The following is a 26,513-nucleotide window of genomic DNA, read 5'->3' on the forward strand; positions in this document are numbered from 1 at the left end:
TCACCGGCAGTGTGTATGGCGATAGCTATTCTTGGCGAGATAATATGAACAGAAGAGAAGCTGTACTGGCGCTCGGTAGCGCCATGGCCCTGGCCGCCTGTGGCGGCGGTGGTTCGTCCGGGAGCGCGCCTGTCGTATCCGTCACGCCGCCCGTCGTGCCTCCCGTGGTGGTGCCTCCTGTCGTCGTGCTGCCCGTACAGGGCGCCATCACCTTTATGAATGCCTCCGTGCATGACCCGTCCGTCATCAAGGTGGCCGGCACCTATTATGTGTTCGGTTCGCACCTGGCGGCCGCCAGGTCCACCGACCTGATGAACTGGACGAAGATTGCCGACGGCGTCAACGCCGGCAATCCCCTGTTCAGCAATGTCGTCAGTGCCTTAGCCGACACCTTTGCCTGGTCGCAAGTGACGGGCCTGTGGGCGCCCGATGTCATCCAGCTCGATAATGGCAAGTTCGCCATGTATTACAACAGTTGCAAGGGCGATTCACCCCGTTCCGCCATGGGCCTGGCCCTGGCCGACAAGGTGGACGGCCCCTATGTGAACCAGCAGATTTTCCTCAAGTCCGGCATGTGGGGCCAGCTCAGCGAGGATGGCGTGACGATCTACGATGCGTTGACGCAACCGAACGTGGTCGATCCGAACACTTTCCGCGACGCCACGGGCAAGCTGTGGATGATATACGGCTCGTATTCGGGCGGCATCTTCATCCTGGCCATGGACCCGGCCACGGGCTTGCCCGTCGCAGGGCAGGGCTATGGCAAGCACGTGATCGGCGGCAACCATAGCCGCATCGAGGGCGCCTATGTGCTGTACAGCCCGCAATCGCAGTATTACTATCTGTTCACCTCGTTTGGCGGCCTGGACGCGAACGGCGCCTACAATATGCGCGTGGCCCGTTCGCGCGCGCCGGACGGCCCCTACGTGGATGCCCGGGGCAACGATATGCGCCAGGTCAAGTCCAACCCCGCCTTGCCCCTGTTTGACGATGCCTCCATCGCACCGTTCGGCCAGAAGCTGATGGGCAACCATCAATTCGCGCTGGCGGCTGGCGAGACGGGCACGCCGCCGGGATATGTGTCGCCAGGACACAATTCAGCGGTGTACGATGCTGCCACGCAGCAGTATTTCCTCATCTTCCACACGCGCTTCCCCAACACGGGAGAATTGCACGAGCTCCGTGTGCACGAGCTCTTCCTCAACGCCGATGGCTGGCTGGTGGCGGCGCCGTTCCGTTACGTGCCGTTAAGCAAGAGCGTCACGCCGCTGGCGGCGCAGGTGGCGGTAGCGGAGGTGGCGGGCAGCTATCAATTGATCAACCACGGCAAGGATATTTCCACGGCGCTCAAGCTGTCGCAAAGCGTCACATTGCTGGCCGACGGCACAATTGCGGGGGCGCAAACGGGCACGTGGCAGCACCAGGGCAACAACCTGCTCACCGTCACCCTGGCGTCGGGCGGCCTGTTCAACGGCGTGCTGTCGCGCCAGTGGCATGCGAATGCGCAAGCCTTCGTCGTCACGTTCACGGCGCAGTCCATCGATGGCGTGTCGCTGTGGGGCGCCCGCACGGGCAATTAAAAGTTAAAGGAAAACCATGATGCAAACGCTCAAGCGCGGCCTGGCCGCCGTTACCGCCACCCTGCTGGCGCTGTCCTGCCACGCCGCGCAAGTGAGCGTGCACGACCCCGTGATGGCCAGGGATGGCGACACGTATTACCTGTACAGCACGGGGCCCGGCATCACCTTCTACAGCTCGAAGAATATGGTCGACTGGCAACCGGAAGGGCGCGTCTTCGCGGGCCAGCCTGTCTGGGCCAAGACGGCCGCGCCGTCGTTTGACGACCATATCTGGGCGCCCGATGTGCAATTCCATGACGGCAAATATTACCTGTACTACTCGGTGTCCGGCTTCGGCAAGAACACCTCCGGCATCGGCGTGACCGTCAACACCACCCTGAACCCCCGCTCGCCCGATTACCGCTGGGTCGACCAGGGCATGCTGCTGCAATCGGTGCCCGAGCGCGACGAGTGGAATGCCATCGACTCGAACATTGTCACCGATGCCAAGGGCACGCCGTGGATGGCCTTCGGCTCGTTCTGGAACGGCATCAAACTGGTGAAACTCAATGCCGACTGGAAAACCATTGCGGAACCGCAAGAGTGGCATTCGCTGGCGCGCCGGGCGCCGCTGCCACCGCGCGCGGGAGAATTCAAGCCCGCGCCCGAGGAAATCGAAGCGCCGTTCATCTTCCAGCGCGGCAACGATTATTTCCTCTTCGTCTCCTGGGGACTGTGCTGCCAGAAGGAAAAAAGCACGTATCACCTGGCCGTGGGCCGTGCGAAGAGCGTGACGGGGCCGTATCTGGACAAGGATGGCCGCGACATGGCGCAGGGCGGCGGCACGGTGCTATTAAAAGGCGACAAGGATTGGAAGGGTTTGGGCCACAACAGCGCCTACACCTTTGACGGCAAGGATTACCTGGTGCTGCACGCCTACGAGACGGCGGACAATTATTTGCAGAAGCTCAAGATCCTGCCCATGACGTGGGACAAGGATGGCTGGCCGCAGGTGGATCCGCGCGACTTGAATCGCTACCAGAGCAAGCAGTTGCCCGCTGCCAAACCGTAAGGGTCTGCCATGAAAACAACCTTGCTGACGCTGGCGCTGGCCGCCGGCGGCCTTGCCACGCCGCTACTCCAGGCGGCGGAGCTGTTTCCCCTCGCGTCCGTGCGCCTCGGTGCGGGGCCGTTTCTCGATGCGCAGACGACGGACTTGCAGTATCTGCTGGCCTTCGACCCGGATAAGCTGCTGGCGCCGTTCCGCCGCGAGGCGGGCTTGCCGCAGATCCAGCCCAGCTATGGCAACTGGGAAGCGACGGGCCTCGACGGTCACATGGGCGGCCATTATCTGTCCGCGCTGGCCCTGATGGTGGCGTCCACGGGCGACGCGCAGGCGCGCGAACGCCTCGACTACATGCTGGCGCAGCTGAAGCAATGCCAGGATGCGAATGGCAATGGCTACCTGGGCGGCATCCCGGACGGCAATGCCGCCTGGCAAGCTATCGCCCGGGGCGAACTGCAGGCCGACACCTTCTCCGTCAATGGTAAATGGGTGCCGTGGTACAACCTGCACAAGGTATTCGCCGGCTTGCGCGACGCCTACCAGTACACCGGCAATGCCGAGGCGAAGGCCATGCTGATCGGGATGTCGGACTGGGCCGTGAAACTCTCGGCCTCCTTGTCCGATGCGCAGATGCAGGCGATGCTGCGCGCCGAACACGGCGGCATGAACGAGGTGCTGGCCGACGTTTACGCGATGACGGGCGGGCAAAAGTATCTGGACCTGGCCGTGCGCTTTTCGCACCAGGCGGTCTTGCAGCCTTTGGCGGCCCGGCAAGACAAGCTGACGGGCCTGCATGCGAATACGCAAATCCCGAAAGTCATCGGTTTCGAGCGCATCGGCGCCTTGACGGGCCGGCGCGACTGGCAGCAGGCGGCGCAATTCTTTTGGCAAACCGTGCACGACAAGCGCACGGTGGCCATCGGCGGCAACAGCGTCAAGGAACATTTCCACGACGAACACGATTTTTCCTCGATGGTGGAGGAAGTCGAGGGGCCGGAAACCTGCAATACCTACAATATGCTCAAGCTCACGCAGCAGCTGTTCCGCCGCGACGAGCAGGTGAAGTATGCGGATTACTACGAGCGCGCCCTGTACAACCATATTTTGTCGTCGCAGCGCCCCGGCACGGGCGGCTTTGTCTACTTTACGCCCATGCGCCCGAACCACTACCGCGTGTATTCGCAAGTGGACAAGGGCATGTGGTGCTGCGTGGGTTCCGGTATCGAAAGCCAGGCCAAGTATGGCGAATTCATCTACGCGCACGACGGCGACACGCTGTACGTAAACCTGTTCATGGCCTCCACCCTGGACTGGCAGGCGCAGGGCGTCAAGATTACCCAGAGCACGCAGTTCCCCGACCGGGACACGACGCGCATCACGCTTGAACAATTCACGGGCAATAAAACCTTCAGCCTCAAAATCCGCTACCCGCAGTGGGTAGCCAAGGGCAAGCTGCGCCTCAAGCTCAACGGCAAGGCCCTGCGTGTGGCCGGCGCGCCGGGCGAGTACGTGAGCATCACGCGCGCCTGGAAGAGCGGCGACAAGGTCGACGTGGTGCTGCCGATGAGCACGCGCCTGGAACAGATGCCGGACCAGTCGAACTACTATGCCGTGCTGCACGGCCCCATCGTGCTGGCCGCCAGGACGCAGCCGTTTGTGTATGAACAACTGAACTATTTTGCCGACGATACGCGCATGGGCCATATCGCCCAGGGGCAAGTGTGCCCGCTGGAATCGTCACCGCTGTTCGTCAGCGACGAGCAGGATTTCATGCGGAGAATCCGCCCCGTGAAGGGCCAGCCGCTGACGTTCACGGCGCCCGGTTTGATCCAGGGCAAGGATGCGGCGACGCTAAAACTGATCCCGTTCTTCCGCCTGCATGATTCTCGCTACATGCTGTACTGGCCCGTGTCCACGCCCGCGAAGCTGGCGCAGCTGCAGAATGCCACACGCCAGGCGGAAGCCGAGCGCCTGGCGCTCGATGCGCAGACCATCGACCAGGTGGCGCCGGGGCAGCAGCAGCCCGAATCCGACCACAGCTTCCAGGCCGAAGGGGGAGAAAACGGCGTCAACAAGGGCCGGCACTGGCGCCATGCGACGGGCTGGTTCAGCTATGACCTCAGCGACCCGAAGAGCGAAGCGAGGACTTTGCAGCTGACCCTGTCCACGCTGGATGCGGGCAGGACCTTCGACGTGCTGCTCAATGGCATCAAGCTGCAGACGGTGGCCGTGCCGGCCGATGCGCCGCAGGAGCTGCATACGGTCGATATCGCCGTGCCGAAAGCGTTGGTGGCGGCCGCCAAGGGCAAGCTGGTCGTGAAATTTGTTGCCGGCAAGGACTCCGTGGCCGGTGGCCTGTACGGGCTGCGCCTGCTGCGCTGAGGGGGAGGATGGCCTCGCTCTACCGATACGCAAATCGGTATCGCAAGCGAAAAAGAATTGATTGGATGGCTATGTGGCTTTCTCCTACCATGGGTTCATAAAAAACCGCCCATCCGGCATCCGGCTGTGATGGTATTCCAATAAAAAAACTGGAGACAAGAATGACATTGACACGCCGCACACTCCTCGCCAGCGCCATGCTGCTGGCCGCTTCTGCCACCACCTTGGCTACCTCGTCCGCGTTTGCCGCCAAGCCCCTCGTCATGGGCTTTTCGCAGGTGGGCGCCGAGAGCGAATGGCGCACCGCCAATACCGTCTCCATCAAAGATGCCGCCAAGAAAGACGGCGTCACCCTGAAATTTGCCGATGCGCAGCAAAAGCAGGAAAACCAGGTCAAGGCCCTGCGCTCGTTCATCGCGCAAAAGGTCGATGTGATCGCCTTTTCGCCCGTCGTCGAATCGGGCTGGGATACGGTGCTGCGCGAAGCCAAGGCCGCCAAGATTCCCGTCATCCTGACGGACCGCGCCGTCAACGTGGCCGACAAATCGCTGTACGTGACCTTCATCGGTTCCGACTTCGTGGAAGAGGGCCGCCGCGCCGGCCAGTGGCTGCTGGACTATGCCAAGAAAACCCCGGACGCCACGCTGAACATCGTCGAACTGCAAGGCACGGTCGGCTCCGCACCGGCCATCGACCGCAAGGCGGGCTTCCTGGAAGTGGTGGGCAAGAATCCGAAGCTGAAGATCATCCGTTCGCAAACGGGCGACTTTACGCGCGCCAAGGGCAAGGAAGTGATGGAAGCGTTCCTGAAGGCCGAAGGCAAGAAGATCAACGTCTTGTACGCGCACAATGACGACATGGCCATCGGCGCCATCCAGGCCATCGAAGAAGCGGGCATGAAGCCGGGCAAGGACATCATCATCATCTCGATCGATGGCGTCAAAGGCGCATTCGAGGCCATGATCGCCGGCAAGCTGAACGTCACCGTCGAGTGCAGCCCGCTGCTGGGCCCGCAACTGATGTCCATCGCCCGCGACGTGGTGGCCGGTAAACCCGTGCCGGCGCGCATCACGACGGTGGAAGGCGTGTTCCCTGCCGAGGTGGCCGCCAAGGAATTCCCGAACCGTAAATACTAAGCTTGCCGCATGATGAATACGCAAGCGCATCACACGGCCGCGCCAGCTCCCTTGCTGGAGTTGCGCGGCATCAGTAAAGCCTTTCCGGGCGTCAAAGCCCTCAGCGATGTTGCCCTGCGCCTGTATCCGGGCGAAGTGCACACCCTGATGGGGCAAAATGGCGCGGGAAAGTCGACCCTGATCAAGGTGCTGACGGGCGTCTACACGCCCGACAGCGGCCAGATCCTGTTTGACGGCAAGCCTATCGCCCCCGCGTCCACGTCGGATGCGCAGGCGCTCGGCATCAGCACCGTGTACCAGGAAGTCAATCTGTGCCCGAACCTGTCGGTGGCGGAAAACATCTTTATTGGCCGCTATCCGCGCCGCTTCGGCTTCATCGATTGGCGTGCCATGCAGCAGCAGGCGCGTGCCTTGCTGCAGCAATTGCAGATCGATATCGATGTCACGGCGCAACTGTCCAGTTTTCCGCTGGCCATCCAGCAAATGGTGGCCATCTCGCGCGCGCTGAACATTTCGGCCCGCGTGCTGATCCTCGACGAACCCACGTCCAGCCTGGACGAGGCGGAAGTCAATCTGCTGTTTTCCGTGCTGCGCCGCCTGCGCGGGCAGGGCATGGCGATTCTTTTTGTGACTCACTTTCTCGACCAGACGTATGCCATTTCCGACCGCATCACCGTCATGCGCAATGGCGAGCGCGAGGGAGAGTATGCGTGCAGCGAACTGTCGCGCCTGGCGCTGGTCAATAAAATGATCGGCGTGGCGGCGGATACCCAAGCGCAAGAGCTTGACCTGGCGCAAGAAGCGGGCGCGGCCAGCTTCGGCCCGAATGTGCTGGAAGCGCAGGGCCTCGGCCGCAAGGGCGCCTTGCTGCCCATGGATTTCCACATCCGCCAGGGTGAATTGCTGGGCCTGGCCGGTTTGCTTGGGTCGGGCCGCACGGAACTGGCGCGATTGCTGTTCGGCGCCGACAAGGCCGATTCGGGCACGATCACCATGCAGGGCCAGCCGCGCCACTTCGCCGTGCCGCGCGACGCGATTGCCCGCGACATCGGCTTTTGCTCGGAAGACCGCAAGCACGAGGGGGCGATTTTGTCGCTCTCCGTGCGCGAAAACATTATTTTAGCCTTGCAAGCCCGCACGGGCTTGCTGCGCGCCATCCCCTTTAAACGCCAGCAGGCGCTGGCCGATGAATACGTGAAGGCGCTCGGCATCAAGACGGCCAGCATCGAAACCCCTATCGGCAGCCTGTCGGGCGGGAATCAACAGAAGGCCTTGCTGGCGCGCTGGCTGGTGACGTCGCCCGCCATGCTGATTCTCGATGAACCGACGCGGGGCATCGACGTGCGTGCCAAGCAGGAAATCATGAGCTATGTCAGCAAGCTGTGCCGCAAGGGCATGGCGATTCTGTTCATTTCGTCCGAACTGCCGGAAGTGCTGCGCTGCAGCGACCGTATCGTCGTCATGCGCGACCGCAAGGCCTGCGGCGACTATGCGCGCGGCGAGCTCGATGATAGTTCCGTGCTGCAAGTGATTGCCGGAGAGACCGCATGAGCATGACCACATCGTCGCCCGCCGCCCCTGCGGCGCGTGCGGCTGCCACCACGGATTCTTCCATTGTGCATACCGTTTTACACCACCCCCTGAGCCGGCCCCTGGCCGCGCTGTTGCTGCTGTTGCTGGTGGCCTTCTTCGCGATCCCCGGCTTTTTCCATCTGGAAATCCGCGATGGTCATTTGTACGGCAGCGTGATCGACATCGTCAACCGCGCGGCGCCCTTGATGCTGGCCGCGCTGGGCATGACCCTGGTGATTGCCACGCGCGGTATCGACATTTCCGTGGGCGCCGTCGTGGCCTTGTCCGGCACCGTGGCCGCCATGCTGATCGGCGGCACCATGGTGATGGACAACGGCGTGCCCACCTATGTGAGCAACATCCCCATGGGCTGGGCCCTGGCGGCCGCCCTGGGCGCGGCCCTGCTGTGCGGCGCCTGGAATGGCGTGCTGGTGGCGGGCCTGGGATTGCAGCCCATCGTCGCCACCCTGATCCTGATGGTGGCGGGACGCGGCCTGGCGCAATTGCTGACGGATGGGCAGATCGTTACGGTCTATTATCAACCGTTCTTCTTCATCGGCAGCGGCTATCTGTTCGGCTTGCCGTTCTCGCTGTTCCTCGTCGCGGCCGTGTTCCTCATCACCGCCTTGCTGATGCGCAAAACGGCCCTGGGCCTGTTCATCCAGGCCGTCGGCATCAATCCCGTCGCCGCGCGCCTGGCCGGCATCCGGACGGCGACCTTGATTTTCTTTGTGTACGTCTTTTGCGCCGCCTGCGCCGGCCTGTCCGGGCTGATGATCAGCTCGAACATCAAGAGCGCCGACGCGAACAATGCGGGCCTGATGCTGGAACTGGACGCCATCCTGGCCGTCACCCTGGGCGGGACGTCCTTGGCAGGCGGCAAGTTCAGCTTGGTCGGCAGCATGATCGGCGCGCTCATCATCCAGACCCTGACCTACACGATCTATTCGCTCGGCGTGCCGCCCGAGGTGAACATGGTCGTCAAGTCCGTCGTCGTGTTCCTCGTCTGCCTGTCGCAATCGTCGGAATTCAAGCAATTGCTGCATCGGAGAAAAGCATGAAGGGCTTGCTGCACACCCCGTATTTCACCTCGCTCGTCACGGTCTTGCTGCTGGTGGTGATGCTGGGCCTCGGCGGCGCCGCCTACCCGGGCCTGCTGTCCACGCAAGTGATCTTTAACTTGTTGATCGATAACGCCTTTTTGCTGGTGATCGCCGTCGGCATGACCTTCGTCATCGTTTCCGGCGGCATCGACCTGTCCGTCGGTTCCGTGCTGGCCTTGTCGACCATGATCGCGGCCTGGCTGCTGAACGTGGCGCACTGGCCGCCGCTCCTGGTGATCTTCACCGTGCTGGCGCTGGGCAGCGTATTTGGCGCCGGCATGGGCGCGCTGATCCATTATTTCAAATTGCAGCCCTTCATCGTCACCTTGGCCGGCATGTTTCTGGCGCGGGGCCTGTGCTATTTGATCAGCATCAATTCCATCACCATCGATGATCCGCTGTTCGTGGCCATGTCGCAGACGCAATTGGGCTTCTTCGGCGGCTTCGTTTCGCCCGGCGTCGTGATTGCCGTGGTCACTTTGCTGCTGGCCATCTGGCTGGCGCACGCCACGCCGTTTGGCCGCGCCGTGTATGCGATCGGCGGCAATGAACAGTCGGCCCTGATGATGGGCTTGCCCGTGGGCCGCACCAAGGTTTTCATTTACGCCTTCAGCGGATTCTGTGCGTCCCTGGGCGGCGTGCTGTTTTCGTTCTACATGCTGTCCGGCTATGGCTTGCATGCGCAAGGCACGGAACTGGACGCGATCGCCGCCGTCGTCATCGGCGGCACCCTGCTCAGCGGCGGCTACGGTTACGTGGCGGGCGCGCTGTCCGGCGTGCTCGTGCTGGGCACCATCCAGACCCTGATCGCCTTCGACGGCACGCTCAGCTCGTGGTGGACCAAGATCGTCATCGGCGGCCTGCTGTTCGTCTTTTGCGTCGTGCAAAGACTGATGGCCATGGGCCAGAAAACCACCAAAGGGAGTTAATCGATGTTGAAGCAACACACACGTGCCGCAACCATCGGCATGGCGCTGGCGCTCGCCTGCGCCACGTTCGGTGCACAGGCGGCCAACCCCATCGTAAAAAATATCTACACGGGCGATCCGGCCGCGCTGGTCGACGATGGCCGCGTGTATTTGTACGTCGGTCACGATGAAGCGAGTGCCACGGACACGGATTACCGGATGAACGAGTGGCGCGTATATTCCTCGTGCGACATGGCCAACTGGATCGATCACGGCTCGCCCGTGCGCTTTTCCACGTTTTCCTGGGCCGGCAAGGATGCCTGGGCGGGCGACATCGTCAAGCGCGGCAGCAAATACTATTTTTACTCGACCGTCGACCACAAGACCATCCCCGGCAAGGCCATCGGCGTGGCCGTGTCCGACAGCCCGACCGGCCCCTTCGTCGACGCGCGCGGCAGCGCCCTGATCACGAACGACATGACGAAACAGACGGCGATCCCGTGGGACGACATCGACCCGGCCGTCTTCATCGACACGGATGGCCAAGCCTATCTTTACTGGGGCAATACGGTCTTGAAGTACGCCAAACTCAAAGCGAATATGACGGAGCTGGACGGCCCGATCTTGACCTTCGGCATGGATGCGTTCACGGAAGCGGCCTATATGCACAAGCATGCGGGCACGTATTACTTGTCGTACTCGCGCAACTTCCCGGAAGAAACGGCGTATTCGACGGGGCCGACGCCGACAGGCCCATGGCATTTCCGCGGCGCCATCATGGACAAGAATGCCGTCGTGAAAACCATTCACCAGGCCATCATCGAATTCAACGGCAAGTCCTACATCTTCTATCACAACGACAAGTTGCCCGGCGGCGGAGAATACCGGCGTTCCGTGGCCGTGGAAGAGCTGAAATACAAGCCTGACGGCACGATCGAATTCATCCAGCAGACGGCTGGCCCGGCAGCCAACCCGAGCGCTGCCTGCAAGGCATCGTGATCGCTGCTTGACGACGCTCAAAAAGGAGACAAACCGATATCTGGAATATCGATATTGAGTTAAAACTGATATCGATCATGATATGATTTATTCATGGATACCCTCAACCCCAACTGGTTCTTGCGAGCCCGCCTGAAGACGCGGCAACTGCTGCTGCTGATCGCCCTGGACGAGCAGCGCAACATCCACCGCGCGGCGGAAGAATTGCACATGACGCAGCCGGCCGCGTCCAAGCAAATCAAGGATCTGGAAGAGATGCTGGACGTGCGCCTGTTCGACAGGTTGCCGCGCGGCATGGAGCCGACCATCTACGGCGAAACGATGATACGCCACGCGCGCATGGCCCTGACGAGCCTGTCGCTGGCGCATGACGACATCGTCGCGCTCAAATCAGGCCTGACGGGCCAGGTGGAAGTGGGCGTCATCATGACGCCGGCCATGGCCTTGCTGCCGCGCGCGATTGCCCGCATCAAGCAGCAGGCGCCGCTGATGCGCATCGGCGTGCACCTGGAGCACAGCAATACGCTGATGGACATGCTGCAGCATGGCACGCTCGATTTCATGATCGGCCGCATCCTGGAAAAGGAAAGCAGCGCCGGCCTCATCTACGAGGAATTGACGGAAGAGCCGGCCAGCGCCGTGGCGCGCAATGGCCACCCGCTGCTGTCGCGCAAGAATTTGCAGTTAAAAGATTTGGCGGGCCAGCCGTGGATCTTGCCGCCGCAGGGCAGCATCCTGCGCCACCGCTTCGACATGATGTTCCGCCGCGCCAGCCTGGAGCCGCCCGTGGACGTGGTCGACACCACCGCCTTGCTGCTGATCACGTCCCTGCTGCAGCAGACGGATTCGCTGCACGTGATGCCGACGGAAGTGGCCCATTACTATGAATCGTTGAACGTGCTGAGCATTTTGCCCATCGAACTGCCGTGCAAGATGGATGCCTTCGGCATCATTCGCCAGCAGGATCATCTGTTGTCGCCGGGGGCGGATATGTTGCTCAAAGCTGTACGGGCGACGGCTGCCGACATGTATTGACGATCACCCAATAAAACGTCCATGGCGTTGTTGCCGTGCCTTGTCGTACATTCGTACTGCCTACGGCACGGCGCCTAGCCTTGAACATTTTCTTGGGCGCCGTCATCAACTTCGGCGATTTTTACTGCGAATAACTTAATCGGGCACTTCAAAGAAAAACAGCTGCACCAGCCGGCCATTTTCCGGCGTGTCGCCAAACACATTGCTGATCGAGTGAAAGTAATGGCCCTTGTAGACGATCAGGCGGTTGTGGCGCATGGGCACTTCCAGCAGCGCTTGCCAACTGTCGCGCTGTTCCTGTAAGTCGTTGAATTTCTGTACTTTACTGTTCGGCAGCCAGCGTTTCTGGAAATCCTTGAAACTGGCGTAGCCGCCCGCTTTCACGTCCGCCTCGGGCAATCGCCGGTACCAGCCGCTGGGCTGGTGGCGCCAGAACGTGGTGCCGCCCTGGCACTGTTCGGGCGGATTCAGGTACAGCACGCCCGCATAGAAATTGAAATTGTTGCCCGTCTCGTTGTCCACGTGGATATCCGTGCGCGCCATCGCGTCCGCATAGCTGAGGCGATACGAGCCGTTGTCGGGCGAGATGAAACGGATGGGGCGGCCCAGCGCCGTGGCGATGCGCTCCATGATGGCCTGGCTGGGCTGGCCCGCCGTCTGGCTGCCCGGATAGTTCTGTCCCGCATAGCGCTGCTGCTCGAATGGCAACGCCAGCGCCTGGGCGCGCCAGGCGGCGGGATCGGGCAGGAAGTCGTCGATGATGTGCAGGTCGGTTTCACGGATAAAATCGTGTATGTCATCTGCGGCATTGAGTGCCGTCAAAGTTTCGGCGTATTCCGCTTGCGGACTGGCAAAGCCGATGCAGCACGTTTGCGCCAGTGCCGGATGCAGCGCCAGGGCTTGCGCATAGCGGGCCAAGGCCAGTTCCTGCTGTCCCGTGCGGTAATACAGGTCGGCCAGGCCCTGCAGGGTTTGCCAGCGCTGCGGACGCAGCGCGTGGGCACGTTCCAGTTCGGCGATGGTATCCATCAGCCGCTGCTTCCCCAGCAGCAATTCGGCATGGCTGATGGCGAAATCGTGCTCGTGCGGCGCCAGCCGCGCCGCCGTGGCGTAGCTGGCCAGCGCCGCCTCGCTGTCCGTGCCGCGCAGCACATTGCCGAGGTTGTAGTGGAACAGGGCGTTGTCGGGCTGTTGCTTGAGCGACAGTTTCAACAGGCCCAGGCCGATGGTGCCCTGGCCCAGTTCCAGCATCGCCAGGCCCTGGAAATGCTGGGCTTCGGCCAGGGCCGGGTCCTGTTTAAAAGCCGCCTGATAGGCGTTGATCGCTTCGATCAGCCTGCCTTGCTGCTGCAGTTGCCGGCCCTTGGCCAGCTGTTGTTCCGCCAGTGTCTGTTCGCCCATGTCTCACTCTCGATGTTGTTGGCGAATAGTGTAACTGCAAGTGGCGAGGTCGTGAACCCAAACGAAGGCTGGGGTCGGACCCTGAGGGTCCGAGCCCGGTACCTGCCCTTGGGTTTACAGCGCTTGCTGCACAGGAATTTCCTGCCCGTTCAGCTTGATCGCCACCTTGACGATCTGCGCCTTGACCTGGTTGCTGGCCATGTCCGCTTCCTGGGCATAGGCGTACACGACGATGGCGAAATCCTTGTAGCCGCTGCGCGCCGCCTCGATCTTGCGCGCCGCTTCCTGGTCCACCTTCAGCAGCGAGTAGCCGTCGCCGTTGCTAAATGCCAGCTTGTAGTCGCCGTTGTCGTACATGTAGTAATACGTGCCCGCTTCGGCGAACTTGGCGGGGAAGGCGGCCTTGTCCATCGCGTACGGCGACAGCGCGCCCTGGCCATTGATCTGGTAACGCAGGTAGCGTTTCGTCTTCGCTTCATTGACCTTGGCGTCGATCTGCGGTTTCAGGGCGTCGAGCACTTCCTGCTTGCGGAAGGCGTCGTTGCTGCCCGCATATTCGCGCGAGATGCGCTGCGCCACGGCCGCGTAGTCGGGCGGCACGCCGGACAGGGCGATGTAGCTGTACATCAACTGGTTGCCGCTGGTAATGTCGACATAGCTGGCGCTTGGCGTGGCGGCGTCCGCTTGCGGCAGGCTGGCGGCCGCCGCTTTTACCTGGGCTTTGGCAGCCATGTCGGCCACGCTGGTGGCGGGCGCCGAAGCGACAGGAGTTGCATTCTCGGAGGGCTTGCCGCAGGCGGACAGCAGGATGGCGATGGCGAGCAGGGCGGGCAGGGTACGGTGCATGATATTTCCTTCAAAGTAAGTGGAGAGTGGCTGACTTAGCCGATGGTTTTACGTTTGTATTCGCCGACGCCGTAAGCGGCCAGGACGATGGAAGCGGCCAGCACCAAATAAAAGCCGATGCCGAACGACAGTCCCTGCCACACTTGGCCCAGCATTTCGCTGGCCATCTGCTCGGCCATGCGGGCTGCGCGGCTGCCCATGATGCCGCCCATGGCGTTGCCCGCGTCGCTGACGGCGCCTTTGATCCTGATGAACAGCAAGCTGCTGTGGAGGACGATGAACAGCAGCGGCGCGCACTTGCCCAGCGCCGCTTTCGGGTGGTTGCTGGCCATGGTGGCGCAGCAGGCGGCAATGGCCAGCAGGAAGAAAAATTGGGCGGAGGTAAAACCGCTGCCGCCATCGCGGGCAAAGCTTTCCAGGCTGTCGGCGGACAGGCCCAGCAGCTGCCAATAGGTGCGTGAGACGGAGGCGAACAAACGGATGCCGATGGTGTTGAAGATGAAGGCGCCGGCGATCAGCACGCCAAGAGCCCCCAGCACCTGGATGCCGAGCGCCGAGACGGCCCGGCCCCACAGTTGCTGGCCCTTGTCGCGCGCCAGCTTGGCGGCGCCGGCCATGTCTTCCTGCGCCAGTTGCTGCGCGGGAATGGCCGTGACGGTGGCGAGGCCGCCGGCGTCGTCGAAGCGCACATCGACGACGGCGTTGATGGCGGGCGCCACGTCCGAACGCCAGTGGGTGGCGATGTCGAAGGCATGCTGGATGCCGGCCACGCTGACGGAACCTTGTCCGCTTGCCTGGTAGGCGAGGATGCGGCCCCGTTGGCCGGTGGTAATGGTTGCTGGGCTGGATGCTTGCATGGAATTTCCCTGGTCACTGTCATGCTGTATTGCATGTACCCACGGATAACGGGGGCAGTTCAGGGAAATCCAAAATTATTTCAAATTATTTTTTCGGCGGCTGCATCATGTCCTTGGCGGCGCCCTGGTAATCCTTCATCAAGCCCATGAAGGCATCCTGCAAATGCCGGGCCGCATCCTGCGGCGGCGCGCCCGTGCGCCGCGCCAGGTCGAATTTATACGCATGGGCGGGGCTGTAGCCGGCCTGCGAGGCGGCGTCCAGCAGCACGCCCGCCCGTTTCAGCGAGGCCGGGTCACCCTTGATCATCAGCAATTCGGCCAGATAGGTCTGTGCGATAGGAAAGTCTTTCGCGGCCGCCTTTTCCAGCCACTGCATGCCCGCCTTCGGCTGTTTGATTCCCGCATCGCCTCCGCCGATGCCGTAGCCGAGCGCCGTCAGCGCCACCAGGTCGCCGCCGCGCGCGCGCTTTTCCAGCTGTTGGCGGGGAAACGGCCGCGCCGCGATCTGCATGCGGATTTCATAGTTAATGTCTTGCAGCACATTGCCAGGCCACACCTTGACGCCGGGGACGGCCGGCTTTTCCACCGCTGGCGCAGGCGCCGGGACCGGTGCGCGCATGCCGCCCTGCGCGCCGGCCAGCACGCCCGGTGTTGCCTGGCTGACACCCTTGCCGCTGCCCATGTTCAGCACCAGGCGCGCCGACGTTTCGCCGAACGACACGCGCGGTTTTTGCACGTCGTGCGTCATGGCGGCGACCCGCGCCGCCACTTGCGAGAAGACGTCGCTCATGGGCAAGCCCGGGGCGTCGAGCGCGTCGAGCAAGGCGCTGGTATATGGGCTGTTGCGCGAATCGGGCGACCAGAAATCGCGCGCCAGGGCGCCGGGACCGGCCGAATAGGCGATCACCACGCCGCGCGGCGCTTGCGTGTCGGCAAAGCCGTGGCTGGCCGCATTGCCGCCGCCAGGGACCATCACGGCGCCGCCGCGCGTGTATTCCTGGCGGCAAGCATCGAGGATCAGCACGGCGCCGCGCGCGCCCGAACGCTGCAGATCGCCCGCCAGGCTGGACACGGACACGCCCTGCGCGGCAATCGCCGCCGCATTCAGCGCATGCATGTTCGCGCCCAGCGGCAACACATAATTGGCTTCGCCCGCCTGGGCGCCGTGGCCCGCGTAAAACACGAGGGCGATATCGGCACCGCGCGCCTGCGTGGAAAACTCGGCCGACGCCTTTTGCAGCTGTTGCGCATTGATGTCCGTGCGCAACAGCACCTCAAAACCCAGGCGGCGCAGGCGCTCGGCCATGGCGCGCGCATCGTTCACGGGATTTAACAGGGGCTGCGGATAGGCCGCGTTGCCGATCACCAGGGCGATGCGCTTGCCGGGAGCCGCCGGCAAGGCGGCGTGCGCCATGTTGCTGAACAGTAAAACGAACAGGCTGAAAAACAGGGGAATCAGGCGTTGCATCGGGGTCTCGGGGATTGTCGTGAAAGTAACAAAAGTTAGCGATTTTTACTGTGATATGAGAAAATTGCCTAAATGCATTTTACCTTACTGACAAGTTTCTCTTGTCTGGCCAGCGCATTGCTTGTTTGCCTGTGCGCATCGCCGCCGGCCAGTGGCGCGTGCCGCCCAACACACGATCGGACCGGCTTTGCAATCGGAACAATTTGAACGCATTCATGACTTCTGGACGCGCCGCCAGCGGCTGACACAAGGCGAACTGGGCGAGTTTTACCAGCGCGTCATCGCCGCGCTGACGCCATGCCGCCCGCGCGAGGCGGCCTCGCTTGGCGATTCGCTGGCCGACTTGCGCCACCAGTTTTTCATTGAAAAAGTCCTCCACGGCGACAGCGACGCCGCGCCCCACCACGTCGGCGCCTTGTTCCTGTACTTCAAGCGCTTCATCATCGACCAGTTGCGCAAGCAGCGCGATGACGAGGATGCCGATGCGCAAGAGGGCTGCGACTTGCAGGCGCCCGACTCTTATGCGGCGCCGCTGCGCGACTACCAGCTGACTCCGGCATCGGTGCGCGCAGCGGCCGACGTGTTCATCGCCACCTTGCCCCGCGATTTGATCTTGCTGCTGCGTCATTGCGGCTGCGGCGGCATGCCCGTCAAGGAACTGGCCGAGCAGATCGCGTCCGCGCATTACCACGGCGGAAAATTAGGTCTCGTGCACCGGCAGAAGGGCGATCCCGCCAGTGCCGGGCGCCAGGTGGTCGAGCCGGCCCACCGCGCCACCTTGCTGGGCAGCTGGGTCTTGACCCTGCTCAAGCTGCGCGTGGGCGACAGCCTGGCCGCGCGCGACATGCAGGCGGCGCAAATAGTTTTGGATATCTTGTGCGTGGCCGCGTTATCCCTGCACTTGGATCCCGTGTCCACCTCCCCGAACCCTGATGAAAGGCCACCGGCATGACTGCATTGACGCCCTCGCTGGCCATCGTTGCCGCGCGCCTGCCATCGCCCCCGTCGTCCGCCGAGCTGCTGGACGCGGACGTGGCGGGCGACACCCCCGACTGGCGCGGTATTGCCGTACCGGAACACTTGATGCAACGCTTTGCGCGCCGCAGCGACGCCGCGCCCCTGGCCGGGCGGCCCATCGCGGGCGGACAAATCCACCTGCTGGCGCGTTGCCCCGGCTTTGGCGCCGTGCTGCTCGACGTCTGGGACAGCACGCGCCAGCGCTGGCGCGGCTGGCTCGTCACGCCGGACGCGTCGTATGCGGACGCCTGCGGCCTCGTGGTCGAGGAGCGCGACGCGCCCGCCGACCCGCGCGCGGGCCTGGTGCTGTGCGACATGCCCGTCACCGTGGCCGTGACGGACCTGGGCGCCTGCCTGGGCGTGTTCAGCCAGGAGCGCCTGCAGGCGGCGCGCTGGCTGGAAACGCATGGCCGCGCCAATGGAGCCGCCGCGGCGCCCGGCGTGATCGCCCGCGTGGCCTTGCCCGGCGGCGATTACGCCTTGACTGGCACGCCCCTGTCGAGCGAGCTGGGCAAGGATGGCCGCGTGGCCTACCGGCAATTGTTGCGCCAGGGGCTGCAGCAGTTGCAGATCGCCCCGGCCGATGCCGCCGCGTCACAGTTGACGCCAATCAAGGCGGCCAATGCGAACCGCTGGCTGAAGATCGTCACGGCCGTGGCCGCCAGCGTGATGGTGGTGCAATCGGCCTGGCTGTTCCTGCCGAAAGACCAGGCTGTCGTTGGCAATGCGGAATTCCGCAATGGTGCCCCACAGCGCAGCGGCGTCGAGACGGGCGTGCGCACGCGCGTGCTGTTCCGTGCCGAAGCAAGCGAGGCGGAGATCCGCGCGTGGCTGCAGCGCGAGCAGCTGGAAATCGTCGCCGGGCCGGACACCTTGGGCGCCTTCACCGTGCTGTCGCGCAACCGCCAGAAAGTCTTGCCGCCGCCAGGCCCGGACAATCCGCTGGCCGTCATCAATCCCTGAATCCTGAAATAAGAGAAAGTTATCAAGCATGACAACGTATAAGAATTTTGCATCCGCGCACTGGCGCACACTGGCCATGGGCCTGGCCGCCGGCATGCTGTTGACGGGCTGCGCCATGACGCCGAACGGCCGTGGCGGCGTGATGATGGGCCTCGATACTGCCGAGCTGTTCGGCACGCCGCTGTCCACCTTCCGCTTGCGCGACGGCACGGAAGGCACCTTGCGCAAGGATCCGCAAGGCAAGTATTCGATCAAGCTGTCGCAGGCGTTTCGTGTCGTGCCGCTGGCCAACGCGATCACGGCCCGCGTGGCGCGCGTGGAAAACGTGGGCGAGCGCACGGTGGTGATCGTGGAAACCCAGGAGCGCGGCTGCGCCTACCGCTATGAAGTGCTGGCTTTCCAGGGCACGGACGTGCTGCAGTGGACGGTCGGCAATTGCAAGGACCGCCCGCGCGTGGAACTGGCGGCGGACGCCAAATCGCTGAACATCGACTTTCCCAACTACAACCGCCTGTCGCGCATGATCTACACGGACAACCGCCTGCTCAACGCCAGCGTGGCCGTGCCGCCCGGCGTCGATACGCGCGCCCAGCCGTTTGCCGACGACGCCTTGCGCGCCACCGGCCCCGCGATTGCCACCGTGCCTGGGAGCGGCAGCGACAGCGGCCGCGTGATCCCGGCGCCGCCGGCCGCCGCTCCGGCCCCTGCCGCCGCGCCGAAAGCGGGCAGCCGTGCCAGCGCCAAGCCGCGCCGCCAGGAAACCCAGGCCAAGGCGGCGCCCGCCATCAGCCTGCCGGCCCCGCGCAGCGCAGCTTCTGCGCCGGCGGCCGCGCCGATGATCTTCCAGGCCGAAGAGATCAAGCCCGTCGTCATCGATCTGAGGAAATAAGATGGCCGCGAGTTTGCGCAGTCTGCAAATCCGGCAGACCTTGATCCTGATCGTCCTGACGATCATTTATTTGTGCTGCGAGCTGGGCTTTAACGCCCGTTTGCTCGACGTGGTGGGCGGCGACGTCAAGCCGCACGACGTGGAGGGCGTGGAATTCTATGGCCGCAGCCTGTCGGGCATCGCCGCCGCGCTGGTGGTGCTGCAACTGATGTGGCGCCGCCGCCTGAAGAACAATGGCAGCGGCCCCAGCTGGAAAAAGATCCTCTTTTGCTGCTTCGCCACGACGGCGGTCGTATTCGGCATTCTGAAGACCACGGTCACGGTGCTGGTGGAAACGCGCGATGCGCAATTTCGCCGCCTGGCCTTCAACACCACCCTGATGCAGCGCTCGCTGGTGGGCGGCAGCCTGCAATTGCAGGGCCTGGTCGACGATGCCACCCTGTTTGCCAAGCCGGAAGGCAAGGCTTTCCTCGCCCTGTTTCCGTTTCTGGCCGTCTCGGTGGGCCACCTCGACGAGCGCATGGAGCCGGCCAAGGAACAGTTGATCAATTTTAATGTCCGCAAGATCGCCGGCGGCGCGGCCGGCTACTATGACAAGTACCAGCAGGCGATCGGCGAGGTGCATGACAAGTGGAAATTGTATTCGGGTATCATTCCCGACGACGATGCGGGCTTGCGCCAGCAGCAGGAATCCGCGTGGAACGATTACCGGCAAAGCCTGTCGCGCCACGGCTGGCAGCCGCATTCCGTGCCGGCGCGGCGCAAGGCGGCCGTCGTCAACAATGTGCGCAAGAAGGTGCCCGTGTCGGCCAACTGGCATCCTGCGGACCAGTTGAGCTTCCGCGCCGCCGTCAAGCGCCGCTATGCGTCGGAAGCGGCCAGCAAGGGTTTGACGGTCAAGGGCGAGCGCATTCCGCCCGGCTTGTCCTTCCCCGCCTTCGTGGCGCGCCCCGGCATCCAGGCCGTCCTGCGCGACGGGCCGGACGGTGGCGACGGCAGCGAAGCGAGCAAGGGCTTGCGGTTGCCCAAGGGTGCCGTGGTGCAGGACGCGTATGCGAGCCCGGCCGAGTTCAGCCGCCTGTTCGACCAGTTCGCCGCGCGCCAGACGGCGGAAAAGCTGGTCGAATACCGCGCCAGCCGCAGCGACTTCGAAGTGCATGGCAAGTATTATGCGGAGGGCAAGGAAGCGGCGCGCGCCGCCATCGTGCCGCCCGTGGCCCTGTTTTTCTCGCTCCTGGGCGCCATCGGCCACTTTTCGAAACTGCTGTACCTGATCGCCACCGTGGGCTTGCTGGTGCTGGCGGCGCGCCGGGGCGAGCAGGCGGGCGCCGATGGCCAGCTGAGCCGCCGTTCCGCCTGGATCGCCACGGGCGTGCTGGCCGGCGCCTTCCTGGGAACCTGGGGCATCTTCAGCCTGTCGGACAACAATGTCACGAAGAGCGAGCTGTTCCGCCAGATGCTGGACTGGAACCGCCAGGCGGCCGACGACAGCACGCGCTGGCAAATCGCCGGCAAGGGCTTGCTGGCCAATATCACGCACGTCGTGGCGGTGGGGCAGGGTTACAGCTACCCCGTCAACGAAGCGATCCGCATCAATGTTTTGCAGGGACTCGAATATGGTTATCACCCGGAAAAGAAATAAGGCGGCCGCCCTGGCCTTGCTGCTGTGCATGGCCAGCACGGCCGTCCAGGCCGACTGCCTGGGCATGAAGGTACACGCCCACCGCGGCGCCGGCAATGCGCCGGAAAACTCGCTGAGCGCCCTGCGCAACACGTATTTCGGCACCTGGGACGGCGTCGAGACGGATTTGCAGCTGTTGGGTGACGGCAACTGGGTCGTGCATCACGACCTGCTCACGGGCAGGGTGGTCGACACGGGCGCGCCCCGCACCGTGAAACAATTGACGGCCGACGACTGGCGCGCGGCCAGCATGAAGAACCGCGGCGTGCTCACGCCGGAAACGCCGCCCTTTGTGACCGACGTCGCCGACCTGGCCACCGCGTTCCCGGCCAAGACCCTGAATGCGGAAATCAAGGACGTCGTGCCGTCGTGCGCGCCCATCGCCACTCTGGTGACGCAGTTGCGCGGCATCAAGCATGGCAACTGGTTCTTGACGTCGGGCGTGCCGAACAACCTCGCTTGCGCGCGCCGCGCCGATCCGCAGGGTTACCTGGGCCTGCTCGTGTTTGACGCGCGCAATGCGCAGGCGGCCGGGGCCAACCGGGTCAGCCGCTATATCGCGAAAAATGCCCGTCCGCCCAAGCTGGACAAGCCGTGGCTGCAGCGCGTGCAGCAGCAGATCGGCATGCCCGTCGGCGTGCACGTCGATGCGCGCAGCCTGGACGCCAATCCCAGGCTGCTGGACGACGCGGCCGGCCTGAACATGCCCGTCTTCGTCTACGCCGTCGATGGCGACTCGGCCCTGGCCGCGTCCCTGTTGCGCGCCCAGCAGCGCAGCCACCGCCTGCCCAGCGGCGTCATTCTTGACGGCAATCCCGAAACGTTTTGTGCGATGATGAAATAAGTTTTCGCTGCTCTGCGAGGCGCTGGTTTTGCCGTGCAGCAGAACGCCTTGCAGTCCCAGAAATAGCAGCGTCCAACGGCCCGTACAGGGCCGCTTTTTGCACATCTTTTGCGCATTGCAGCATCGATAATGTTTGCATCGCGCGCGTGACTGGCCTATAAATGTAATCGATTACATTTATGTGAAAAACCCCATGCTGCCAGCCGTCCCGTCTTCCTTGCCGACAGAAACCGTCTCCATCAGCGCCGTCGCCGCGCATGCGGGTGTGTCGGTGGCCACCGTCTCGCGCGTGATGAACGAGCAGGCAGGCGTGCGGGCGCCCACGCGCGACAAGGTGCTCGCGTCCGTGGCCGCGCTCGGCTACCGCATGAACCACCTGGCGCGCAGCCTGCGCACGGCCGAGAGCCGCATGCTGCTCACCATGGTGCCTGACGTGGGCAATCCGTTTTATGCGCAAATCGTGCGCGGCATCGACACGGTGGCGCGCGAACACGGCTATTTTGTATTGCTGTGCGACACGGGCGCCGATGCGGGCCGCGAGCGCTCCTACTTCGACTTGCTGCGCATGCACCGCGCCGACGGCGCCATCTGCCTGGACCCGGACACGGTGCAGCATGCGCTGTCGCATGAGTCCGCCAGCTTGCCGTGGGTGGCGTGCTGCGAATTCGACCCCGCCGTGGCCGTGCCCTATGTCGGCATCGATAACCACCGGGCCGCGTCGGATGCCGTCGCGCATCTGCTGTCGCGCGGCCATACGCGCATCGGCCTGATCAACTCCGACGAGCGCTATTTGTACGCGCGGCAACGCCAGCAAGGCTATCTGGACACCCTGGCCGCGGCCGGCCTGCCCGTGCGGCCCCAGTGGGTGCACACGGTGCAAAGCCTCGACTATGAAGCGGGCACGGCCGCTACGTTGCGCATGATGGCGCAGCCCGATGCGCCGACGGCCATCTTTGCCGTCTCCGACACCCTGGCCATCGGCGTCTTGAGCGCGCTGCGCCAGCTGAACAAGCGCGTGCCCGAGGACGTGGCCGTCATCGGCTTCGATGATATCGCCATCGCCGCGCAGATGGCCCCCGGTTTGACCACCATCGCGCAGCCGATGCGCGAGCTGGGCGAGACGGCGGCCCGCCTGCTGCTGCAGCGCTTGGCGGACCCGGCAGCCAGCGTGCCGGGCGTGTTGCTTGAACATAACTTGGTCTTGCGAGGGAGTGCATAGTGAGCGTTGCCGTCGGTTTCGAGGGAGTGTGCAAGGATTTTGGCCCCGTGCGCGTCTTGCATGGCGTCAGTTTTACCCTGGCGCCCGGGCGCGTGTATGGCTTGCTGGGCGAAAACGGCGCCGGCAAGTCGACCCTGATGAAAATCCTCGCCGGCTACGAGGCGGTGAGCGAAGGGCAATTGCTGATCGATGGCCAGCCCCGGCGCTTCGCCAGCTCGCGCGCGGCGGAATCTGCCGGTATCGTGCTGATCCACCAGGAATTCAACCTGGCCGAGCACCTGACGGTGGCGCAAAACATGTTTTTAGGCCACGAAAAGACGCGCGGCTGGCTGCTCGACGAGGCCGCCATGCGCGAGGAAGCGTCGCGCTATTTGAAACAGGTGGGGCTGGACGTCTCGCCCGACACCAAAATACGCGACCTCATCGTTGCAGAAAAGCAACTTGTGGAAATCGCCAAGGCCCTGTCGCGCCGCGCCCGCTTTTTGATCATGGACGAGCCGACGGCCACCCTGACGTCGTCGGAAACCCAGCGGCTGTTCGCCGTCATGGCGCAGCTCAAAAGCGATGGCGTCACCATTTTGTATATCTCCCACAAGCTCGACGAAGTGGAACGCAACACGGACGAGGTCATCGTCATGCGCGACGGGCGTTTCGTCACGCGCGAGCCGACGGCCAGCCTCACGCGCCAGCAGATGGCGAATCTGATGGTGGGGCGCGAATTGTCCGACATGTTCCCCGCGAAAGCGCCGCTGGCGGAAGAGTCTCCTGTGTTGCTGAAAGTCGAGGGGCTGACGGTGCCGGGCTGGTCCAGGGATTTGTCTTTCGAAGTGCGCGCCGGCGAAGTGCTGGGCTTTGCGGGGCTGGTGGGCGCGGGGCGCACGGAATCGTTCGAGGCACTGCTGGGCTTGCGCCCGCGCAGCGCGGGCTTGATCGAGATCAATGGCCAAGAAGTCGACATCCGCACGCCCAGGCAAGCCATGCAGCACGGCATGACGTATCTGAGCGAAGACCGCAAGGGCAAGGGACTGCACGTGAACCTGGGATTGCGCGAAAACCTCACCCTGATGACGATGGAGCGCTATGCGCGGCCCTGGCTCGATGTTGCCGGAGAGAAGCAGGCGCTGGCCAAGGCGGTTGAAGACTTCAATATCCGCACGGGCGACCTGGACAGCCGCGCGCGCATGTTGTCGGGCGGCAACCAGCAAAAGCTGGCGCTGGCGAAATACCTGCATTCGGACCCCCGCGTCGTCGTGCTCGATGAACCGAGCCGGGGCGTGGACGTGGGCGCCAAGCGCGACATTTATTTTCTGATCCACCGCCTGGCCGCCGAAGGGCGCGCCGTGATCGTGATTTCATCGGAATTGATCGAATTGATCGGCCTGTGCCACCGGGTCGCCGTGATGCGCGCCGGCACCCTGCAAGCCACCCTGTCTGCTGACCACCTGACCGAAGAGGAGTTGATTGCCCATGCAACCGGCACGCACTGACACCACCGTATCTCCAATCTCCCGATTCGGCGCGCGCATCAAGGGCTTTGGCCCCGTGCTGGGCTTGTTAGCTCTGTGCATCGCGGGCACCTTGCTCAACGGCGACTTCGCCACCCTCGATAACCTGATGAACGTGCTCACGCGCACGGCCTTCATCGGCATCATCGCGGTGGGCATGACCTTCGTCATCATTTCCGGCGGCATCGATCTGTCGGTCGGCTCGATGGCGGCCCTGATCGCCGGCTGCATGATCTATTTCATGAATGCGCTGGCGCAAGGCGCGGGGGGCAACCTGGCGCCGATCACCATGCTGGTGCTGGGCATCGCCATGGCCCTGGTCTTGGGCGCCGGCTTCGGCCTGATGCACGGCTTGTTGATCAGTAAGGGCAATATCGAACCGTTCATCGTCACCCTGGGCACCCTGGGCATCTTCCGCGCCGTGCTGACGTATCTGGCCGACGGCGGCGCGCTGACCCTGGACGCCACCCTGTCCGAGCTGTACAGCCCCGTCTACTACACGAGCGTGCTGGGCGCGCCCATCCCGATCTGGATTTTCCTGATCGTTGCCGCCGCCGGCGCCGTCATCCTCAACCGCACGACCTTTGGCCGCCACGTGCAGGCGATTGGTTCCAACGAGCAAGTGGCGCGCTATGCGGCCATCAATGTCGACAAGGTCAAGATTGCCACCTACATGCTGCTGGGCGTGTGCGTGGGCATCGCCACCGTGCTGTACGTGCCGCGCCTGGGTTCGGCCACGCCGACGACGGGCTTGCTGTGGGAACTCGAAGCCATCGCCGCCGTCGTCGTCGGCGGCACGGCCCTGAAGGGCGGCGAGGGGCGCATCGTCGGCACCGTGATCGGCGCGATTTTATTATCCGTGATCAGCAACATCCTGAATTTGACCAGCATCATCAGTGTCTACCTGAATGCCGCAGTGCAAGGCGTGGTGATCATTGCCGTCGCCTTCCTGCAGCGAGGCCGCAAATAAAACAAGAGCGGCGTTCTGAAAGGGCGGCCACCGGGCGCCCACAACCTTGGAGGAGAGCAGCATGAAGAGCTTTAGACGGGTAGCAGGGGTAGCAGGGATGGCAGTGCTGGTGATGCAGGCGTGGGCGCTGCCGAGTGCGCAGGCGGCTGATAAGTTGGTTGTCGGCGTGGCCATCCCCACGGCCACGCACAGTTTTACCTCGGGCATCGTGTGGTGGGCGAACCAGGCTAAGGCGGAACTCGAGAAGGCCCATCCGGGGCTGAAAATCATCGTCAAGACGGCCGCCACGGCGCCCGAACAGGCGAACCAGCTGCAGGATATGTTGACGGTGAACAAGATCAACACCCTGGTGATCTTCCCCATCGAGTCGGCCTCGCTGACGCAGCCCGTGGCGCAAGTGAAAAACAAGGGTGTGTACGTGACCGTGGTGGATCGCGGCTTGACGAACACGCAGTCGCAGGATGCGTACATCGCCGGCGACAACACGGCCTTCGGCAAGCTGCCAGCCGAATACCTGGCGAAAAGTTTGAATGGCAAGGGCAATATCGTCGTGCTGCGCGGCATGCCGACCACCTTGGACAACGAGCGCTTTGACGCGTTTTCTGCCGTGATGAAGGGCCATCCCGACATCAAGGTCCTGGATGCCAAGTACGGCAACTGGAACCGCGACGATGCCTTCAAGGTCATGCAGGATTACCTGACCCGCTTCAAGCACATCGACGCCGTCTGGGCCGCCGATGACGACATGGCCATCGGCGTGCAGAAGGCCATCGCGCAAGCCAAGCGCACGGACATCAAGCAAGTGTTCGGCGGCGCGGGCGCGAAGGGCGCGGTGAAAAAGATCATGGACGGTTCCGACCCGCTGATCGTGGCCGACGTGTCGTACTCGCCGAAGTTCATGTACGACGCCATCAAGCTGACGACGGAAGCGCGCCTGAAAGGTGATAAATTGCCGGCCAACACGATCATCCCCTCGGTGCTGATCACGCGCGAGAACGCCAAGCAGTTTTACTTTCCGAACTCGCCTTTTTAATTACACCCCAAGACGAGGGCTGGGGTCGTACCTGAAGGGGGAATGCGTCCCAATGGGACG

22 protein-coding genes are annotated in these 26,513 nt (G+C 63.4%); 18 read left to right on the forward strand and 4 right to left on the reverse strand.

The window, feature by feature from the left end:
- The first annotated feature begins 44 nt into the window (after window positions 1-44).
- The 9 genes from IGS61_RS14485 (at window position 45) to IGS61_RS14525 (ending at window position 11,760) form a co-directional block, all read left to right on the forward strand.
- The gene (locus tag IGS61_RS14485) at window positions 45-1,580 is read left to right on the forward strand and encodes a glycoside hydrolase family 43 protein (protein ID WP_230540204.1); all 1,536 of its coding nucleotides are present in this window, start codon (window positions 45-47) and stop codon (window positions 1,578-1,580) included.
- Between the two features lie 16 nt (window positions 1,581-1,596).
- Window positions 1,597-2,631, forward strand: a complete 1,035-nt coding sequence (locus tag IGS61_RS14490) for an arabinan endo-1,5-alpha-L-arabinosidase (protein ID WP_230540205.1) — start codon at window positions 1,597-1,599, stop codon at window positions 2,629-2,631.
- A 9-nt stretch (window positions 2,632-2,640) separates the two neighbouring features.
- Entirely contained in the window at window positions 2,641-5,007 is a 2,367-nt protein-coding gene (locus tag IGS61_RS14495; protein WP_230540206.1) for a glycoside hydrolase family 127 protein, read from the forward strand.
- A gap of 161 nt (window positions 5,008-5,168) precedes the next feature.
- Window positions 5,169-6,143, forward strand: coding sequence for an ABC transporter substrate-binding protein (locus tag IGS61_RS14500; protein ID WP_230540207.1), 975 nt, complete (start codon window positions 5,169-5,171; stop codon window positions 6,141-6,143).
- A 9-nt stretch (window positions 6,144-6,152) separates the two neighbouring features.
- Complete coding sequence (locus IGS61_RS14505) at window positions 6,153-7,694, forward strand: sugar ABC transporter ATP-binding protein (protein WP_230540208.1); 1,542 nt, start codon at window positions 6,153-6,155, stop codon at window positions 7,692-7,694.
- Complete coding sequence (locus IGS61_RS14510; RefSeq protein WP_230540209.1) at window positions 7,691-8,776, forward strand: ABC transporter permease; 1,086 nt, start codon at window positions 7,691-7,693, stop codon at window positions 8,774-8,776. Before IGS61_RS14505 ends, IGS61_RS14510 begins: the two co-directional genes overlap by 4 nt.
- Window positions 8,773-9,747, forward strand: coding sequence for a galactofuranose ABC transporter, permease protein YjfF (yjfF, locus tag IGS61_RS14515; RefSeq protein ID WP_230540210.1), 975 nt, complete (start codon window positions 8,773-8,775; stop codon window positions 9,745-9,747). The genes IGS61_RS14510 and yjfF overlap by 4 nt, the downstream gene beginning before the upstream one ends.
- A 3-nt stretch (window positions 9,748-9,750) precedes the next feature.
- Complete coding sequence (locus IGS61_RS14520) at window positions 9,751-10,725, forward strand: glycoside hydrolase family 43 protein (protein ID WP_230540211.1); 975 nt, start codon at window positions 9,751-9,753, stop codon at window positions 10,723-10,725.
- Window positions 10,726-10,818: 93 nt separating this feature from the next.
- Window positions 10,819-11,760, forward strand: a complete 942-nt coding sequence (locus IGS61_RS14525; protein WP_035823672.1) for a LysR family transcriptional regulator — start codon at window positions 10,819-10,821, stop codon at window positions 11,758-11,760.
- Between the two features lie 135 nt (window positions 11,761-11,895).
- Here the strand turns inward: IGS61_RS14525 and IGS61_RS14530 are convergent, their stop codons facing one another.
- The 4 genes from IGS61_RS14530 to IGS61_RS14545 all read right to left on the reverse strand — a co-directional run bounded on the left by IGS61_RS14530 (window position 11,896) and on the right by IGS61_RS14545 (window position 16,332).
- Window positions 11,896-13,161, reverse strand: a complete 1,266-nt coding sequence (locus IGS61_RS14530; RefSeq protein WP_230540212.1) for a DUF6445 family protein — start codon at window positions 13,159-13,161, stop codon at window positions 11,896-11,898.
- Window positions 13,162-13,275: 114 nt separating this feature from the next.
- On the reverse strand, window positions 13,276-14,007 hold the full coding sequence (locus IGS61_RS14535) for a hypothetical protein (protein ID WP_230540213.1): 732 nt from the start codon (window positions 14,005-14,007) through the stop codon (window positions 13,276-13,278).
- 35 nt (window positions 14,008-14,042) lie between these two features.
- The gene (locus IGS61_RS14540; protein ID WP_230540214.1) at window positions 14,043-14,864 is read right to left on the reverse strand and encodes a hypothetical protein; all 822 of its coding nucleotides are present in this window, start codon (window positions 14,862-14,864) and stop codon (window positions 14,043-14,045) included.
- Window positions 14,865-14,949: 85 nt separating this feature from the next.
- A complete protein-coding gene (locus IGS61_RS14545) occupies window positions 14,950-16,332 on the reverse strand; it encodes a caspase family protein (protein ID WP_230540215.1) in 1,383 nt (460 codons plus the stop codon).
- 187 nt (window positions 16,333-16,519) lie between these two features.
- Between IGS61_RS14545 and IGS61_RS14550 the strand changes: the two genes are divergently transcribed.
- The 9 genes from IGS61_RS14550 to IGS61_RS14590 all read left to right on the forward strand — a co-directional run bounded on the left by IGS61_RS14550 (window position 16,520) and on the right by IGS61_RS14590 (window position 26,453).
- On the forward strand, window positions 16,520-17,284 hold the full coding sequence (locus IGS61_RS14550) for a hypothetical protein (RefSeq protein ID WP_230540216.1): 765 nt from the start codon (window positions 16,520-16,522) through the stop codon (window positions 17,282-17,284).
- A complete protein-coding gene (locus IGS61_RS14555) occupies window positions 17,281-18,312 on the forward strand; it encodes a hypothetical protein (RefSeq protein ID WP_230540217.1) in 1,032 nt (343 codons plus the stop codon). The genes IGS61_RS14550 and IGS61_RS14555 overlap by 4 nt, the downstream gene beginning before the upstream one ends.
- Before the next feature lie 28 nt (window positions 18,313-18,340).
- Window positions 18,341-19,201 carry a hypothetical protein gene (locus IGS61_RS14560; RefSeq protein WP_230540218.1) on the forward strand — a complete coding sequence of 287 codons (861 nt, stop codon included), beginning with the start codon at window positions 18,341-18,343 and terminating at the stop codon, window positions 19,199-19,201.
- Between the two features lies 1 nt (window position 19,202).
- A complete protein-coding gene (locus IGS61_RS14565) occupies window positions 19,203-20,843 on the forward strand; it encodes a hypothetical protein (protein ID WP_230540219.1) in 1,641 nt (546 codons plus the stop codon).
- Window positions 20,818-21,726: a glycerophosphodiester phosphodiesterase gene (locus IGS61_RS14570; protein ID WP_230540220.1), complete on the forward strand. Its 909-nt coding sequence runs from the start codon at window positions 20,818-20,820 to the stop codon at window positions 21,724-21,726. The genes IGS61_RS14565 and IGS61_RS14570 overlap by 26 nt, the downstream gene beginning before the upstream one ends.
- 193 nt (window positions 21,727-21,919) lie before the next feature.
- Window positions 21,920-22,945, forward strand: a complete 1,026-nt coding sequence (locus tag IGS61_RS14575) for a LacI family DNA-binding transcriptional regulator (RefSeq protein WP_230540221.1) — start codon at window positions 21,920-21,922, stop codon at window positions 22,943-22,945.
- Entirely contained in the window at window positions 22,945-24,432 is a 1,488-nt protein-coding gene (locus IGS61_RS14580; RefSeq protein WP_230540222.1) for a sugar ABC transporter ATP-binding protein, read from the forward strand. Before IGS61_RS14575 ends, IGS61_RS14580 begins: the two co-directional genes overlap by 1 nt.
- Entirely contained in the window at window positions 24,413-25,420 is a 1,008-nt protein-coding gene (locus IGS61_RS14585; RefSeq protein ID WP_230540223.1) for an ABC transporter permease, read from the forward strand. The genes IGS61_RS14580 and IGS61_RS14585 overlap by 20 nt, the downstream gene beginning before the upstream one ends.
- 97 nt (window positions 25,421-25,517) lie before the next feature.
- Window positions 25,518-26,453 carry a substrate-binding domain-containing protein gene (locus IGS61_RS14590; protein ID WP_230540320.1) on the forward strand — a complete coding sequence of 312 codons (936 nt, stop codon included), beginning with the start codon at window positions 25,518-25,520 and terminating at the stop codon, window positions 26,451-26,453.
- Window positions 26,454-26,513 lie beyond the last annotated feature (60 nt).

It is taken from the genome of Janthinobacterium sp. FW305-129 (genome assembly GCF_020858115.1).
Classification (GTDB): Bacteria; Pseudomonadota; Gammaproteobacteria; order Burkholderiales; family Burkholderiaceae_D; genus Janthinobacterium.

Excerpts from the sequence above, each read along its gene's own strand:
- IGS61_RS14485 (WP_230540204.1), top strand. The coding sequence starts at position 45 with ATGAACAGAAGAGAAGCTGTACTGGCGCTCGGTAGCGCCATGGCCCTG.
- IGS61_RS14490 (WP_230540205.1), top strand. The coding sequence starts at position 1,597 with ATGATGCAAACGCTCAAGCGCGGCCTGGCCGCCGTTACCGCCACCCTG.
- IGS61_RS14495 (WP_230540206.1), top strand. The coding sequence starts at position 2,641 with ATGAAAACAACCTTGCTGACGCTGGCGCTGGCCGCCGGCGGCCTTGCC.
- IGS61_RS14500 (WP_230540207.1), top strand. The coding sequence starts at position 5,169 with ATGACATTGACACGCCGCACACTCCTCGCCAGCGCCATGCTGCTGGCC.
- IGS61_RS14505 (WP_230540208.1), top strand. The coding sequence starts at position 6,153 with ATGATGAATACGCAAGCGCATCACACGGCCGCGCCAGCTCCCTTGCTG.
- IGS61_RS14510 (WP_230540209.1), top strand. The coding sequence starts at position 7,691 with ATGAGCATGACCACATCGTCGCCCGCCGCCCCTGCGGCGCGTGCGGCT.
- yjfF (WP_230540210.1), top strand. The coding sequence starts at position 8,773 with ATGAAGGGCTTGCTGCACACCCCGTATTTCACCTCGCTCGTCACGGTC.
- IGS61_RS14520 (WP_230540211.1), top strand. The coding sequence starts at position 9,751 with ATGTTGAAGCAACACACACGTGCCGCAACCATCGGCATGGCGCTGGCG.
- IGS61_RS14525 (WP_035823672.1), top strand. The coding sequence starts at position 10,819 with ATGGATACCCTCAACCCCAACTGGTTCTTGCGAGCCCGCCTGAAGACG.
- IGS61_RS14530 (WP_230540212.1), bottom strand. The coding sequence starts at position 13,161 with ATGGGCGAACAGACACTGGCGGAACAACAGCTGGCCAAGGGCCGGCAA.
- IGS61_RS14535 (WP_230540213.1), bottom strand. The coding sequence starts at position 14,007 with ATGCACCGTACCCTGCCCGCCCTGCTCGCCATCGCCATCCTGCTGTCC.
- IGS61_RS14540 (WP_230540214.1), bottom strand. The coding sequence starts at position 14,864 with ATGCAAGCATCCAGCCCAGCAACCATTACCACCGGCCAACGGGGCCGC.
- IGS61_RS14545 (WP_230540215.1), bottom strand. The coding sequence starts at position 16,332 with ATGCAACGCCTGATTCCCCTGTTTTTCAGCCTGTTCGTTTTACTGTTC.
- IGS61_RS14555 (WP_230540217.1), top strand. The coding sequence starts at position 17,281 with ATGACTGCATTGACGCCCTCGCTGGCCATCGTTGCCGCGCGCCTGCCA.
- IGS61_RS14560 (WP_230540218.1), top strand. The coding sequence starts at position 18,341 with ATGACAACGTATAAGAATTTTGCATCCGCGCACTGGCGCACACTGGCC.
- IGS61_RS14565 (WP_230540219.1), top strand. The coding sequence starts at position 19,203 with ATGGCCGCGAGTTTGCGCAGTCTGCAAATCCGGCAGACCTTGATCCTG.
- IGS61_RS14570 (WP_230540220.1), top strand. The coding sequence starts at position 20,818 with ATGGTTATCACCCGGAAAAGAAATAAGGCGGCCGCCCTGGCCTTGCTG.
- IGS61_RS14575 (WP_230540221.1), top strand. The coding sequence starts at position 21,920 with ATGCTGCCAGCCGTCCCGTCTTCCTTGCCGACAGAAACCGTCTCCATC.
- IGS61_RS14585 (WP_230540223.1), top strand. The coding sequence starts at position 24,413 with ATGCAACCGGCACGCACTGACACCACCGTATCTCCAATCTCCCGATTC.
- IGS61_RS14590 (WP_230540320.1), top strand. The coding sequence starts at position 25,518 with ATGGCAGTGCTGGTGATGCAGGCGTGGGCGCTGCCGAGTGCGCAGGCG.